Annotated in this window: 15 protein-coding genes and 1 pseudogene; 14 read left to right on the top strand and 2 right to left on the bottom strand. The window is 49.4% G+C overall.

The window, feature by feature from the left end:
* Positions 1-86 precede the first annotated feature (86 nt).
* The 11 genes and pseudogenes from EDC14_RS11225 (at position 87) to EDC14_RS11175 (ending at position 10,351) form a co-directional block, all read left to right on the top strand.
* The gene (locus EDC14_RS11225) at positions 87-866 is read left to right on the top strand and encodes a polysaccharide deacetylase family protein (RefSeq protein ID WP_165907953.1); all 780 of its coding nucleotides are present in this window, start codon (positions 87-89) and stop codon (positions 864-866) included.
* Positions 867-911: 45 nt separating this feature from the next.
* Positions 912-2,084: an AI-2E family transporter gene (locus tag EDC14_RS11220; RefSeq protein ID WP_279388747.1), complete on the top strand. Its 1,173-nt coding sequence runs from the start codon at positions 912-914 to the stop codon at positions 2,082-2,084.
* Between the two features lie 102 nt (positions 2,085-2,186).
* Entirely contained in the window at positions 2,187-3,302 is a 1,116-nt protein-coding gene (locus tag EDC14_RS11215) for a hypothetical protein (protein WP_132014382.1), read from the top strand.
* Between the two features lie 82 nt (positions 3,303-3,384).
* A complete protein-coding gene (locus tag EDC14_RS11210) occupies positions 3,385-4,890 on the top strand; it encodes a baseplate J/gp47 family protein (RefSeq protein ID WP_132014381.1) in 1,506 nt (501 codons plus the stop codon).
* A 119-nt stretch (positions 4,891-5,009) separates the two neighbouring features.
* Positions 5,010-5,459 carry a Holliday junction resolvase RuvX gene (gene ruvX, locus EDC14_RS11205; protein WP_132014380.1) on the top strand — a complete coding sequence of 150 codons (450 nt, stop codon included), beginning with the start codon at positions 5,010-5,012 and terminating at the stop codon, positions 5,457-5,459.
* 62 nt (positions 5,460-5,521) lie between these two features.
* The gene (locus EDC14_RS11200; RefSeq protein ID WP_341540156.1) at positions 5,522-5,806 is read left to right on the top strand and encodes a DUF1292 domain-containing protein; all 285 of its coding nucleotides are present in this window, start codon (positions 5,522-5,524) and stop codon (positions 5,804-5,806) included.
* A gap of 159 nt (positions 5,807-5,965) precedes the next feature.
* Positions 5,966-7,063, top strand: coding sequence for an endolytic transglycosylase MltG (gene mltG, locus EDC14_RS11195; RefSeq protein ID WP_132014378.1), 1,098 nt, complete (start codon positions 5,966-5,968; stop codon positions 7,061-7,063).
* A gap of 236 nt (positions 7,064-7,299) precedes the next feature.
* Positions 7,300-7,863, top strand: a pseudogene (locus EDC14_RS11190) (MBL fold metallo-hydrolase); the annotation flags it as partial.
* Entirely contained in the window at positions 7,860-8,708 is an 849-nt protein-coding gene (gene hslO, locus EDC14_RS11185) for an Hsp33 family molecular chaperone HslO (RefSeq protein WP_132014376.1), read from the top strand. The pseudogene EDC14_RS11190 and the gene hslO, both read left to right, overlap by 4 nt.
* 30 nt (positions 8,709-8,738) lie before the next feature.
* Positions 8,739-9,245: a YqeG family HAD IIIA-type phosphatase gene (locus EDC14_RS11180; RefSeq protein ID WP_132014375.1), complete on the top strand. Its 507-nt coding sequence runs from the start codon at positions 8,739-8,741 to the stop codon at positions 9,243-9,245.
* Positions 9,242-10,351, top strand: a complete 1,110-nt coding sequence (locus EDC14_RS11175; RefSeq protein WP_132014374.1) for a GTPase — start codon at positions 9,242-9,244, stop codon at positions 10,349-10,351. Before EDC14_RS11180 ends, EDC14_RS11175 begins: the two co-directional genes overlap by 4 nt.
* A gap of 667 nt (positions 10,352-11,018) precedes the next feature.
* On the opposite strand, the gene EDC14_RS11170 is transcribed toward EDC14_RS11175, so the two are convergent.
* Together EDC14_RS11170 and rpmB are read right to left on the bottom strand one after the other, a co-directional pair.
* Positions 11,019-11,948, bottom strand: coding sequence for a ribose-phosphate diphosphokinase (locus EDC14_RS11170; RefSeq protein WP_132014447.1), 930 nt, complete (start codon positions 11,946-11,948; stop codon positions 11,019-11,021).
* A gap of 121 nt (positions 11,949-12,069) precedes the next feature.
* Positions 12,070-12,261: a 50S ribosomal protein L28 gene (rpmB, locus tag EDC14_RS11165; protein ID WP_132014373.1), complete on the bottom strand. Its 192-nt coding sequence runs from the start codon at positions 12,259-12,261 to the stop codon at positions 12,070-12,072.
* Between the two features lie 373 nt (positions 12,262-12,634).
* Here rpmB and EDC14_RS11160 point away from each other — a divergent pair, with 373 nt between their 5' ends.
* The 3 genes from EDC14_RS11160 (at position 12,635) to EDC14_RS11150 (ending at position 14,962) form a co-directional block, all read left to right on the top strand.
* Positions 12,635-12,826: a DUF1858 domain-containing protein gene (locus tag EDC14_RS11160; protein WP_132014372.1), complete on the top strand. Its 192-nt coding sequence runs from the start codon at positions 12,635-12,637 to the stop codon at positions 12,824-12,826.
* Between the two features lie 97 nt (positions 12,827-12,923).
* A complete protein-coding gene (locus EDC14_RS11155; RefSeq protein ID WP_243662902.1) occupies positions 12,924-13,301 on the top strand; it encodes an Asp23/Gls24 family envelope stress response protein in 378 nt (125 codons plus the stop codon).
* Between the two features lie 20 nt (positions 13,302-13,321).
* Positions 13,322-14,962: a DAK2 domain-containing protein gene (locus EDC14_RS11150; protein WP_165907951.1), complete on the top strand. Its 1,641-nt coding sequence runs from the start codon at positions 13,322-13,324 to the stop codon at positions 14,960-14,962.
* The last annotated feature ends 2 nt before the right edge of the window (positions 14,963-14,964 follow it).

Genomic DNA, 14,964 nt, shown 5'->3' with positions numbered 1-14,964 from the left:
GAGAGCTTCTGCCGCTCCCGGAATAAAGGAATAATCCGTTTTTATAAAGATATCCTATCATATCGGAATGAGTTGAGGTGATCACAGTGAATTTTCGGTATAATGAATCGGGTCCATCGTTCATCTCCGGGAGCGCCATTTCCGACCCGAATCATGACCCATTCGATTCCCGGCAGCCTTTTGATTCCGAAAGCCGGGATTCTTACGAAAATCAGAAAGCAGATTGGCCGTCCCGTTATCCCGGAACCATCTATCGCCAAGGTTCCTCTGAGTATAGGCTGGCCGCCCTGACCTTCGACGACGCTCCCGATTCCCTTTTTGCCCCGGTGTTATTGGAGATCCTGGGGCATTACCGGGTGAAAGCCACCTTCTTTTGTCAGGGGGATTGTGTGCAAAAGAATCAGGGAATGGTCGAACGCATCGCCAAGGAAGGTCATATTTTGGCCAATCATACTTTCCATCACCCTGATCTGACCACGTTGCGGCCGGAGCAGATTCGCGCGGAAATCCAGAGCACCGAAACGGAGATTTACCGGGTTACGGGATTGCGGACCAAACTTTTCCGTCCGCCCTACGGCGCTTTGAATGATGAAAGCGCCCAAGTGGCGCTGGCGATGGGTTATAAGCTGATCCTCTGGAACGTCGACAGCATGGACTGGTCGGGGATTTCCGGCCCGACTATCACTGCCCGGGTCGTGGCCAATATGGTTCCCGGCTCGATCATCCTGATGCATAATGCCTGTACCGGCAGCGTGCAAGCGGGCAGCGGCATGGTGCAATCCCTGCCGTATATCATCGAAATCCTCAAAGAGCAAGGCTATCATTTTGTCACAGTCCCCGAGATGCTGAGTATCCCGGCATATTAATAGATTGAATTATAAATTGTATCTCTGATTTCCCCTTTTTACCATTTGCCACGGGAAGGTCTCCAAGATCATAGGTTTACGAATCCGCTTCTTTCGCCAAACTATAAAGTACAGTCCAAAGTCAGGGAAACACCGTCTCGCGAAAGAAGGGATCTTCCAACGAAAATTTCCAAAAAAACCTGGTTCCTGATTTTCATCATCCCTTTCACGCTTTTGGTGCTCTATCTTTCCCGGAGCATCATTGCGCCGTTTGTATTCGCTTTTTTTCTGGCGTACGCCATCAATCCGCTGGTCGAATTCCTGCAGCAAAAGGGAGCACCGCGAAATTGGGCCATCCTGACGGTCTATTTGGTGATTCTGCTGGCCGGGGTGCTGGTTTTCGGCATCGTCATCCCTCGCTTGATTCGGGATCTGACCGGGGTGATGCAGCGGTTGCCGGAACTGTTCGAAACCTTGCAAGAAATGGAAGGGAAGTATTCCGAGTTATACTGGCGTCTGCCGGTCCAAGTCAAACAGCTGATCGCGCAAATTACCGCCAGAGGCGAGATCATGCTGCGGAACTCCTTAATCAATCTCGCCCAGGGGATCGTGGACTTTTTTTCGCACTCGTTGATTTATCTCCTCGTCCCCTTGCTGGCGTATTATATCAGCCGCGACTACCCAAAATTGAAACAGAGCAGCAGGTGGTGGCTGTTATCGCATTTCGGCCCGCATTGGACCAATGCGTTTTTGAAAATTGACAACCTGTTGAAACTCTATATCCGTAGCCAGCTGCTGGATACCTTAATCGTGGGCCTGATGATTGGGTTGGGGTTGAGCCTGCTCGGTTTGGACATCGCCTTCCTCCTGGGATTGCTGGCCGGAGCACTGAACCTGATTCCCTATTTTGGCCCGGTGTTAGGCGCGATACCGGCCGTTCTCTTTGGACTGCTGCATTCCCCGTGGACCGCTTTGTATGTTGTAATCCTGTTTTTGCTGGTCAACCAGTTGGAAGTCATGGTGCTGACACCGCGGATTATCGGCGGTTCGCTTCGCATGAGCCCAATCCTGGTGGTATACCTCATCCTGATCGGCGGTCAAATCTTTGGCCTGGTGGGAATGGTCTTCGCGGTTCCCCTGGGCTCCATCGTCTTGAGCATCATTACCAGTTTTTATGAAATTTGTTTCGCAAGAACCCGGAACGAGGCGGGAATGGATAAAATCCGGCCTGAACCGTAGCGGGTTTCATTGACAATTGCGGATAGATTCGGTATGATTTGAATGACGCGGTTCAAAAACCGTTTTTTTGTTCTCATGGGGTAAAAAAGGAGGATTCGGGGTTTGCGCGGTTGGTTGCTTACATTTTGCCTGATGACGCTGTTTATCATGTCGACGATGCCGTTATTGGCCGCCGCCGAAAACAAGGTGGTCATTGTGGCGATACCCCGGCTGATGCTGGAGGATATCTCCGAGCGCACCCCCAATTTATTGGAGTTTGTGCGGACTTCCGCCGTCGGTATGATGACCCAATCCCGTCTGGGCTCTCCGGTCCGGATATACCAGGCCTGGAATAGCGGGATGAGTTTGCGTCCCAGCCGTTCCGGACCTTTATTCATGGATGCCGCGGAAATCTACCGGGGACAACCCGTGGCCCAACTCTACCGCGCTTTGACCGGTTTCTCCATTTCTTCGGATGGGGCGGTACATATCGGGTTTCCCCAATTGTACCAGATCAATTCCTCCAATGCGGCTTATCTGGGTCGTGTTGGAGCGCTGCTGCACGAAGCATCCCTCAAAACAGCCGCGATTGGAAATTGCGACATTGATACCTTGGATACGTTGGATCGCTCCAGTTCAGCCATGCTCATGGATGATCGCGGACGGATCGACTATGGCGCGGTAGGGAGCGGGACCAACCTGAAAGATCCGGATTTTCCGGCGGGAACCCGTTCCGATCCCCAGCAGATCCTGACGTATTGGCAAAGTTTCAACCGCTTGGCCCAGGTCATTTTGATCACACTCGGCGATCTGGAACGGCTCGAAGCCTACAGCAACAATCTGACCGAGATCCGGTGGAACCATTACCGCCGTTTGACATTGAACCGTTATGACCGGCTCTTTGGCGAATTGCTCAAACAAATCGACGGCGAGAAAACCTTGACGGTGCTTTTCACAACTCTGCCGCCAAGCCGGGAACGGCGGCGCACCGAGAATGCGGCCGCGCCCGTGATCATCCACGGCCCCGATTTTGACAGAGGCTTATTGACTTACGATTGGAACTGGCAAAAAGGGCATGTTTCCGCCAATGATTCGGCGGTGACCGTTCTTCATTTTTTGGGAATCGCCAAGCCTTCCCGTTTCGACGGAGCGGAATTGCGCCGAGTTCCCGGAGATTGGAAACGGCTGCTCCTCAATCGCGCCAAATTTCCTCTCGGGTTCTTCCAGGAATTAGCCTGACGGTGATGAGCTTTTTTAGAGGCTTCAATGCTTTGAATTTTAGGAATTCGATTCCTATTCGATACCGAAACGGGGTGAGACCATGGGCCTGCAAAAGATCGAAGTTCTTCCCGAACTGACCATCGAGGAACTGGTGAAGCAGATCATTCATTCTCCGGCGGACCGGATCGTGCTGGAAGTTCCGGCAGAGACGGAACTGCTGAACAATGAGATCAACCTTCGTTTGTTGAAGTTCTATGCAGAAGAGGAGTCCAAAGAGATTTTGATCAACGCGGCGGATACCATGCTGATCATGCTGGCGAAGCGGATGGGCCTGGCAACCATCAGTGACGATGCGTCCGTTTCATCCCGGATGCCGGACCCCGATTCTTTTGAGCCGGAAGAGCCGGCCCGGGCATCCCAAACCTCCCCGGCGCTTCAGGCAGGTTTTAACTTGCGGCAGGGAGGCCTGCTGGTCGCGATTCCGTTGGCCCTCTTTACGTTTGTCCTGGCTGTTTGGTGGTTTTTGCAGCCCAAGGCGACTGTTTTGGTTTATCCGAAGGAAGAAAGCTTGGATTTTGTCACTGCGGCAGAGATTGGTCCCGCGATTTCCGAGACCGTACCCGAAGCCGGCAAGGTATCGGCCCGGGTCATTGAGAAAACTTCCAAGCTTGTGGTACGCACCGTAACGACGGGGGTAAAGACGGTCGGCGTGACTGCCGCCACCGGCCGTTTGACATTGATTAACCCCAGCTCCCAGCCGGTGGTCGTGCCCAAACAAAGCGTGGTGCTGGCGCGCAACGGAGTCCGGTTTTTTACGGAGCGGGATGTTTTGGTGCCAAAGAAATCAGCGAAGTACCGTGGCGGCGTTCCGGTCGGCGAAAACTACGGGCAGGCGGAAGTATCGATCATCGCTGAGCAGAAGGGCACCATCGGAAACCTTCCCGTTCGGGCGCTGAACCGGATCGAAGGCAAACTGCTTCGTTCCCTGCAAGTAGTAAACCTGACGCCGACCGTCCACGGGGAAGATAAACAGATCTCCGTTGTCACACTGGAAGACGTCAAAAAAGGCGAATCCGAGGCCCGGCGGCAGTTGGAATTGATCGGGCCGGGAGAACTTTCTTCGCTATTCAGCAAGGATTATCTATTCATCCCCGAATTGGTGCAATGCGAGGTCGTCCGGCTGGTGGACAGCCCGGAGATTGGGGCGGAGAGTGACGAAGTACAGACGACTTTGGAATATCGCGTCGCTGCTTTGGCGCCCCCTGTGGCCGAGTTGTCGAAACTGCTGAGTTATCGTTTTGAAAAGGCGGTGCCCCAAGGCTTCCGGCCCAAGGACCGCAAGATCCAGTTATTAGCGGCCCGGGTCACCGCCACCGGCCGGCAAAGGGCGAGCCTCCAATTGAGTGGCAGAGGTCACATCCAAGGCATCCTAAGCGCGGATCAGATCCGGCAATGGTTGAAAGGGAAGAGCATATCCCAGGCCAGGGCAGAGTTGATCCGCCGCAAAGAGATTGCAGACTTCAAGATCGATATTCCCGGCGGCGGAAAAAATCTGCCCGGTTTTGGCTTTCAGATCAAAGTTCTGTTGCCTGCCGGGCCGAAATAAGATATCATGGAACTGGTTTACGATATGCAACGGAATTTGAAAGTGGCTCGTTGCCTGATACTTAGGACAGCGCGAAACCCGGAAACATTGTTATGAAAGAGAACTGTGAAGGTGGATTCATGCGTTGGATGGGATTGGATGTCGGAGAGAAACGAATTGGAATCGCCATTAGTGATCCTTTGGAGATAACCGCTCAAGGATATATGGTTTTGCAGCGATCCGGTTCCTTCCGTAAGGATCTGGATTCTTTGTGTCAGATGATGAGTGACCGCGAGATTGACGGACTGGTCATCGGACTGCCCAAAAATATGAACGGGACCGAAGGGCCGATGGCCGAAAAAGTGCGCGGATTTGGCACTGAATTGGCGAAGCTCGTCAAAATCCCGATTTTTTATTGGGATGAGCGGCTTTCGACGGGTTCAGCGGAAAAAGCTCTCCTGGAAGCTGATTTGTCCCGGCGGGAACGCCGCTCCCGAATCGATAAAGTCGCGGCTGTGATCATCCTGCAAAACTTCTTGGATGCGAAAGTTGGAATGAACTTGGAGCAGAAGGGAAAAATACCGGAGTAATTTGGAAAATGAGGGGTCGTTTCGTAAAACATACGATTCAAATAAATTTAGGAGGCGCTATAGTGTCAGACCAAGAAACCAATTGGATTACACTCGTGGATGAAGAAGGGCAGGAACATCGTTTTAATCTATTGAACATCGTCGAAGTGGAAGATGCCAAGTATGCGGTGATGGTCCCCGAAACCCAGGAGAACGAAGAGGAAGAGGAAGCAGTCATCTTTAAGATCGAGACCGACGAGAAAGGCGAGGAAGTTCTGGTCGATATCGAGGATGATGATGAATTCGCCAAGGTGTGCGAAGCGCTGGAAGAAATGATCGACGAAGAAGACGAGACCGACGAGGATTAAAAGACAGCTTCATTTGATGGGGCCCGGTTGCGTCTCGGATTTGATTCCCGGACCGTCCGGCGGATTTCTCTGAACATCTGAAACAACTTAGTATATCCAGGGGTTTGTCTTTCCCCACTTTTTCTAGTATAATGGGTCCAGGAGGTCGGTTGTTTGCTGATGCAAAAAATAGCCTCTTGGTTCCGTACCCATACTGTGATGAGCGGCATCAAAAGCCACGCGACCAGTTTTTGGCGCAACCACCCTCTTTTCGGGGGTGGCCTTGCCATTTTTGGCCTGATCCTAACCAGCGGTTGCGTCGTTTTTCTATGGAATCTTTTTCCGATGGCCCCGGGAATCAAGGGAAAACAAGTTTTCGAAATTGAATATGGAACTTCGCTGCGGCAGATCGGCAACTTGCTGCAAAAACAGGGGATTATACGGAGTAAAAGCGTTTTCGAATTTTATATCCGTTTTGATCCGCGCGACCAAATGCTCAGGGCGGGCCGCTACCGGGTCGGGCCCGGAATGTCGCTGCCGGAGATCGTTCGCCAGTTGCGCCAGGGAACTCCCTTTCAGATCCGGGTTACCATTCCGGAAGGCTTCACCGTTCGAGAAGTGGTCGATCTGTTGTCGACGAAGGGTTTGGTTGATCGGAAACGCTTTTTAGATGAACTCAAGAACCAACATTTATTCCAGAGCATCTTGGGTGATGTCCCCATGACGAATGGAATGGAAGGGTATCTCTTCCCGGACACTTATTACTTCGATAATCACAGCGATGAAACTGAGATCATTGCGACAATGCTCCGCCGGTTTAAGCAGTTATTCATGGCCAGCTTTCAGAATATCCCGCAGGATAAACGACACGATCTGGTGATTCTGGCTTCGCTGGTCGAAAAAGAGGCCCGCAAGGCTGAGGAGCGGCCAGTGATTGCCGGTGTTTTTCAAAACCGCTTGCAAAAAGGGTATCCCTTGCAATCCTGCGCCACGGTTGAATATGCCTTGGGGGTTCACAAAGAGCGCCTATCCTATAAAGACATCGCGGTCCAATCTCCTTTTAATACCTATTTGCATCGGGGACTGCCGCCGGGACCCATTGCCAATCCGGGCCTGGCTTCATTAAAAGCCGCAGCGGACCCGGCAACAGTCAGTTATCTGTATTTTGTGGCGAAACCGGATGGAACGCATGTCTTCAGCAATACCTTTGAACAGCATTTGCAAGCACAAAAAATGTTGGAACGTGCCCGGCTCCAGGAGCTGGTTCGGCGGAACTGACTGGTCCGGAGGCTAAAATGGGATGAAACAATGCAAGTGACTTTACTGGGGACCGGAACTTCGCATGGGGTTCCGGTTTTAGGTTGCGATTGCCCGGCATGCAGTTCGAACGATCCGCGGGACCGTCGTACCCGCTCATCGGCCTGGATCCAAACCGGCCCTTACAGCATCCTTATTGATACCGCAACCGAGTTTCGAATTCAAGCTCTGCTAAACCGGATGACCCGGGTGGATGCTTATTATTAACGCATACCCATGCCGATCACGTTTGCGGTTTCGACGATCTACGCCGTTTCAATGAATTGCAGAAGGATTCCATTCCCGTATACGGCGGAGCATCCCACCTGGCGGAGATTGGCCGGATGTTCGCCTATGTCTTTGATGACTCCGTGCAAGTCGGAGGAGGTAAACCACGAGTGGTTCTCAATCCGGTTGAGCGGGCTTTTCAGTTTAAGGGAATCAAGGTTGTTCCGGTCCCGGTTCTCCATGGGAAACTAACGATCTTCGGCTATCGTATCGGCCGGTTCGCTTATATCACGGACTGCAGTCAAATTCCGCCATCGAGCATGGAGCTGTTAACTGATTTAGAATTATTAATTCTGGGCGTGTTGCGGTTTCGAAAACATCCGACCCATTTTAATCTGGATGAAGGGTTGAGAACCGTTGCGGCCCTTAAGCCGAAGCGCGCCGTTTTTACCCATCTATGCCATGATTTTAAACATAGTGATTCCCGGCACTGGTTGCCTGAGGGAGTAGAGTTGGGTTTTGACGGAGAACAAATTGAGGTGACAGACGAATGACCGATTCCCTGATGATAGCCACCACTGCCAATGACATGGTGCGGATTTATACCGTGTCTACCACCGGCGTGGTAGAAGAAGCCCGCCGGATCCACCAGACGTGGCCGACCGCAACCGCTGCTTTGGGTAGAGTGCTTACCGGGACATTGATGATGGGCGTAATGAGCGATACGCTAAAAAGATTGACCGTCCAATTCGCCGGTGAGGGACCTTTGGGAAAAATTATCGGTGTATCCAATCAGCCCGGGACAGTCAAAGGCTACCTGGAGAATCCCCAGGTTGACCTGGATCTGAATCCTCTGGGAAAATTTGATATTGCGAAAGCGGTCGGCCCGGGCACATTAACGGTAATTAAAGATCATGGTCTAAAAAATCCCTACAATGGGGTAGTCCCTATCCAAAGCGGAGAAATCGGCGAGGATTTAGCCTATTATTTTACCAAATCGGAACAAATCCCGTCAGCTGTGGGATTGGGTGTTCTCGTGGCCCCGGACGGCCAAGTTCAAGCCGCGGGCGGTTTCATTGTTCAGTTGTTACCGGGATGCCCGGACGCCGTGGCGATGAGCCTTGAAGAGACCTTACGATACATACCGGCAGTGACGACAATACTGAACTCCGGAGAGACTTCAGCACAATTAGCGCGGCGTTTTGCGATTGGAAGCCTTAAAATCCTGGCGGAGATGCCGGTAAAATATTATTGTGACTGTTCAGGGGAACGCTTTCGCGGCCCCTTGCTGAGCCTAGGGCGCCAAGAGTTGGAAAAGATTATTCAAGAGCAAGGCAATATTGAGGTTCAATGTCAATTTTGCAACCAAAAATATACTTATTCTGCGGCGGAACTATAAAAACTACCGATTGTATTCATGGAGGTTTGAATGCTTGAAAAGTTATGCCCGGACTGTCAGGCAAACTCGATCTTGGAACTCAATCTTGAGGAACTGAAGAAAGTTGGGATCCGGGGGGTCATCTTCGATCTGGATAATACTTTGGTTGAATGGAAGAAAGATATTTTAGACCCCGAAGTGGTCGTCCTGATCGAAAGGTTTAAGGCGGAGGGCTTTAAAATTTGCATTCTGTCCAATGCATTGGAGCACCGAGTCGAGGCTGTTGCCCGCGCTCTCGACGTGCCCTATGTATCGCGGGCGGCTAAACCCAGAAAGTTGCCGTTTCGCAAAGCCTTGGAATTGCTGGCCACCCTCCCGGAAGAGACAGCCGTGGTCGGCGATCAGTTATTCACCGATATTCTTGGTGGAAACCGCATGGAACTTTACACCATTTGGACACCTCCCTTGAGTACTACCGAATTCTTGAGCACCAAGGCTGTACGAAAGTTAGAACGTCTGGTCATTAAGCGGTTTCGTAAGAAAGGAATTCTGAAATGAAGAATGGTTACTGTCGAGGTTGCGGTTCGGTTTTACAAAGCGAAGACCGGAATAAGCCCGGTTTTATTCCCGCCGAGGCCCGGGAACGAAGTGGGCCGCTGGTGTGTCAACGCTGTTTTCGGGTCACTCACTACAATGAGATTGGTTCGACCAATCCTGACCCGAATCTGATTCGGGAAAACATTACGAAAGCCATAACGCTCAGTGATCTACTGGTGCTAGTGGTTGACTTTTCTGATCTTACCGGAAGTTTACCGGTTTGGTCCGGATTTTTAGGGGACAAACCGTATCTGTTGGTCCTCAATAAAATCGATTTATTGCCGGAACGTACGAAAACCGAGGAAGTAACCAATTATGCCGCCAGCTATGTACAGCACATCGGATTAAAGGCTCCCAAGGCGATTTGTGCCGTCAGCGGACTCAAGGAGAAGGGAATCACCGCTTTAAAAGAGCGGCTGCAGAAAGCAACCGCTTCCGGGACCAAAATTGCCATTTTGGGAGTCTCCAACGTCGGCAAATCATCGTTGGTAAAAAGCATTTTGAATAAAGAAGGCGCTGATTTTGGACCTACGATTTCTCGTTTCCCCGGTACCACCATGGGCTTGAGCAACTGGAGCATCTTCAAGGGGCGCAACACCTTGATCGACACGCCCGGGTTGAACCCCGGAGATCGTTTTAGCGATCGTTTATGCACAAAATGCGCCAGTTTGCTTTTGCCGGAACGCAAGATCCAGCAGAAGCTATGGGGGATCAAGCCGGGAAAAGGACTGATCGTCGGAGGCTTGGTCGGTTTGGAATCTTTAACGGAATCGGAGGTAGTCGTAATCAGTTTCGCATCTCCGGAATTAATGATTCATCGGACCGACAACAGTAAAATTCGGGCGTTGTTAGACGACCAACCCGATTGGTTGAATCCATGCTGCGATAGTTGCCGCAGGAAGATTGAATGGGTTACGGAGACAATCACCCTGCAACCCAACTCGGATCTGGCAATATCGGGACTGGGATGGCTTTCTTTCCGTAGAGAAACAGCCAGTCTCCGTATGACCATCCCATCGGGGATTCGCTGGGAGATTCGTCCGGCCGTAATTGGTAAAAAAGAATAAAAGAATAATCGAAATGATTATCAAGTTCGCTCCGCTCATTCACGAAGGGATTGAAGGATAAGTCATGGCGTCAAGTAGCGTTGTTTGGCGGATACGTGACCGGGTTGAGGAGCCGAAAGAGTGATTTTGCGGATCACGGATCTCTTTGGGTGACTGAAAGAGCTCTTTCAATCGCTGAACAAGCTCTTTTTGAGGAAAAAGAGTTCTTTCAGTCGTCGGGCGAGCTCTTTTTGTGAATAAGAGAGCTCACTCAGGCGTTCAACAAGCTCTTTTTGTGGATGAGCAAGCTTGTTTTGTGAATAAGAGAGCTCACTCAGTCGCTCGGCAAGCTCTTTTTGTGGATGAGCAAGCTTGTTTTGTGAATAAGCGAGCTCGCTCAGTCGCTCAGCAAGCTCTTTTTGTGGATGAGCAAGCTTGTTTTGTGAATAAGAGAGCTTGCTCAGTCGCTCAGCAAGCTCCTTTTGTGAATCAGCGATCTGTTTTTGTGGATAAACGGATCCGTTTAACGTGGTTAATGGTTTTGGCTGTGGATAAGTCGGGGAAGTGTGACGAAAACCGGGTACAGTCAGCGGGTGAGCGGAGCCAAGTTGATACTCAGTTAATCAAAAAACCCGGAAATGTACCGGGTTTTTCTTCGAATCGAATAGAAATCTGGAAAGGCCGTCTCTCAATCGAAGAGGACACTCACGGAGATGTCTTGATGGATTCGGCGAATGGCATCCCCAAACAAAGGAGCCACGGATAAAACAGTGACATTCGGAAGAAATTTTTCTGGAGGAAGCGGCACCGTATTACAGGCTACAATCTCTTTGATGGCCGGATGCCGCAATCGGTCTACCGCGGGCGGTGAAAATAAACCGTGCGTGGTTAATAAATGAATCTCCGGTTTGGCCCCCCTCTCCAGCAGTGCATCCACTACTTGCATGATGCTGCCGGCAGTGTCGACCATATCGTCAATGATAATCGGAGTTTTATTTTTAACATCGCCGATAAAAAAGGTCATTTCAGCTACATTGGGAGCCGGGCGACGCTTATACATTACGCCTAATGGCATGTCTAAGCGCGTAGCCAGCTTTTCGGCTTTTTTTACACTACCGGCATCCGGCGCTATAATTACGCCATCTTGAATGTTCTTTTGCGTCACGTACTGGGCGAGCATCGGTAGGGCCGTCATATGATCGACCGGGATATTGAAGAAACCTTGAATGGCCGGGGCGTGTAAATCCATCGTAATGACACGATCGGCGCCCACTGCCGAGATAATATCGGCTAACATCCGCGCGGTTATGGGTTCGCGCGGCGCGGATTTCTTTTCCTGGCGAGCGTATCCATAATAAGGGATGACCGGAGTAATCCTTCCGGCCGAGGCTCTTTTCAAGGCGTCGATCATGATCAACATTTCCATAATGGAATCATTGACATTATTGACTAACGATTGGACGATGAAGACATCGGAACCCCGAATGCTTTCCAGAAATCGAACATAAATTTCCCCGCTGGCAAAACGGGATATCTGAACTCCGCCGAGTTTCACACCGAGGTAATCCGCAATCTCTTTTCCCAACATAGGATTGGAGGTACCGGAAAAAAGTTGCATGGGACCATAGCGAGACAAAGCCGAAACACCCCCGTTTGGTGTACAAAATATTCCGAAATTATCTGTAAAATTGAACGGCAAAAACAAAAAAGACCCGTAGGTCTTTTTTAAAATTATAGTACTAGATAGCCCTCTTTACCTTGTTCGAACGCAAGCAGCGGGAACACACTCTGATTCGGCGAGTAGAGCCGTCAACAATGGCTTTGACCGAGCACAAATTAACTTTCCAGCGACGATGAGTCTTAATATTTGAATGGCTCACCAGATTCCCTGTTTGGTGGCCTTTGCCACAGATTGAACAACGGTTAGACAATTGATACACCTCCATCATAACATGCTTTTTTTAAAGCAAACTAATTTTACCATAAAGAAATCTTACTGACAAGCGGAAAGTTAGACAAACCTTTATATATGAAAGAAGTATATCTTTAAAACCAGAATTAATCTCTAAGTTCTTACGGAGGTGGTCCACATAGGGCGGAGGATTCCTTGGTAAACATGAGACAAGGCGAACATTTTGAAAAAACAGGAGGAATTTAATTGGAAAACCGCGAAATTTATTCATAAAGATAGTGCTAATCAGGTATTCATGGAGTATCGGTTTGTGGTATGATACGTTTAAGTGTTAACAAATCGATAGTTCAAGTTTGGCGTTCAACGCTCTGGTTTTAGCAAGGAGTGATATGATGATAACGAAAGAAACTCGAATTATCGACGTGCTACGGATATGTCCCGAAGCTTCGGCAATTTTCGAACATTTCGGCATGGGTTGTGCAGGATGCATGGGCATGACCATGGAAACAATCGAAAATGGCGCGAAAATGCATAACATACCAGTGGATGAATTATTGGTTGAATTAAATAAAGCGACTCAATAATTCATCATTTTTTAAAATTGAAGGAAAAAGTTTTTTTATCGCGAATAATATTTCCGGTTGTGCTCAAATTTTTGGCGCGAAATAAGGAGGGAAAGGCGTGTCGGAAACGACTAAGTCTTCTCAAAGTCGTCCTTTAGGTCTTGTCAACATCTCGAATAATGCGATTGCAATGGTTGCGGGAATCGCCACTTTACAGTGTTTCGGTGTGATTGGTATGGCTTCGCGGAATATCCAGGATGGTATTTCCGAATTGTTAACTGGAAAAGACAATTTAACCAAGGGCATTGAAGTCACCATCAATGATGATGAACAGGTTTATATTGACTTATCGATCATCGTTGAATATGGAGTCCGAATCAAAGAAGTGGCAAATAATGTCATTGAAAGCGTCAAATATGCGGTCGAAACGCAGCTTGGTTTGAAAATTTCCAAAGTGAATGTGATAGTCCAAAGTGTACGTACAAATAAAAAGTGATTCGGTAAGGGGGCACTCTGTTGCTGCAGGAAGCGATCGATAGTATACAAATAAAACAACTAATTGCTTCTGGAACGACAAGTCTTTATAATCATAAAGCGGAAGTGGATGCTTTGAATGTGTTTCCGGTACCCGATGGTGATACCGGAACCAATATGTATTTGACCTTTCAGTCGGCATTGCGGGAACTCAACAACAACCAGTCATTACGGGTGATTGATCTATTAGAGTCTGCAGCATACGGCGCTTTGATGGGAGCCCGAGGAAATAGCGGTGTGATTGTATCCCAGTTTTTTCGAGGATTTGTTAAGGCATTACCGAAAGATTTGGAAAAACTGACCAAGTATGAGTTGGCATTGGGGATTCAAGGAGCTTATACCTTATCTTATCAAGCGGTTCGCCAACCGGTAGAAGGTACGATTCTGACTGTTATCCGGGAGATGGCCAAGTTCGCTGAAGAAAATGTGGTGCGTGACATTCCATTATCCCAATTCATGATGGAAATATACCAACACGCCCGGAAAATTCTGGCCCGGACACCGGAGATGCTTCCAGTTTTAAAACAAGCGGGAGTCGTTGATGCCGGCGGACAAGGATTAGTGTGGTTTACCGAAGGGATCGCCCGGCAAATGAACGGAGAGTCTTTCCCGGAGTTTCCCCAGGAAGTGTTGAGTACCAGCGACCATGTGAAGAGTGTTTCGTCGTATACCGCCAACGAGTTGCTTCCCGATTCCGAGATTAATTTTCAATATTGCACTGAATTTATTTTGAAAGGGAAAGAACTGGATTTAGAACATATTAAAAACAGCCTCAGTCCGCATGGCGACTGCTTATTGGTCGTAGGGGATGAAAACACTGTAAAGATCCACATTCATACGAACAATCCTGGTCTGATTCTGGATTTCGCCGTGCGTTTCGGCGAGATGTTCGAGATCCAGATTCATAATATGATCGAGCAAAGCCAGCAAAGACTGGCCAAGCAAATCGCGGAGCAAGGTAACGGGCGGATTGGCATTATAGCGGTGGCTGCCGGGGATGGCTTGGAAAAGATCTTCAGGAGCCTGGGAGTGCAAGGCATTGTGAATGGCGGCCAGACGATGAATCCCAGCATTGAAGATTTGGCGAAAGCAGTTTCTTCGTTGAACGCTTCAGAGGTCATTATTCTCCCTAATAACAGTAACATCGTAATGACGGCCTCGCATGTACAGGACTTGGTCAATAATAAAAAAGTGCGCGTGGTCCCAACCCAAAGTATTCCGGAAGGTTTAGCAGCGATGCTAAGCTTTTCTGATGATAAAAGCCTGGACGAGAATGTGGAAAGCATGACGGAGAAAGGGCGATCGCTGATCACCGGCGAAGTTACTTATGCGGTACGGAACACAACAATTGCAAATTTAGAGATCAGGCAAGGTGATACCATCGGCTTGGTTAATGGTAACGTCGTTTTCTCCGGAAACACTCCGGAGGAAGTCGTCGCCGCGACGCTAAAGCAGATCCCCAATTCGAACAGCGGCTTAATCTCTATTTATTATGGCGCTGAAGTTACTGCGGCTACGGCGCAAAATTTATTAAACCACTTGGAAGAATCCTACCCCCAGGCCGAGATCGAGCTGTATTACGGCGGCCAGCCATTATACTATTATTTCTTTTCCGTAGAATAAGG

Origin of the sequence: Hydrogenispora ethanolica, assembly GCF_004340685.1 — a bacterium.
Classification (GTDB): domain Bacteria; phylum Bacillota; class UBA4882; order UBA8346; family UBA8346; genus Hydrogenispora; species Hydrogenispora ethanolica.
Note: the sequence above shows the minus strand (reverse complement) of the source record. Positions and strands in the feature narration are given on the sequence as shown.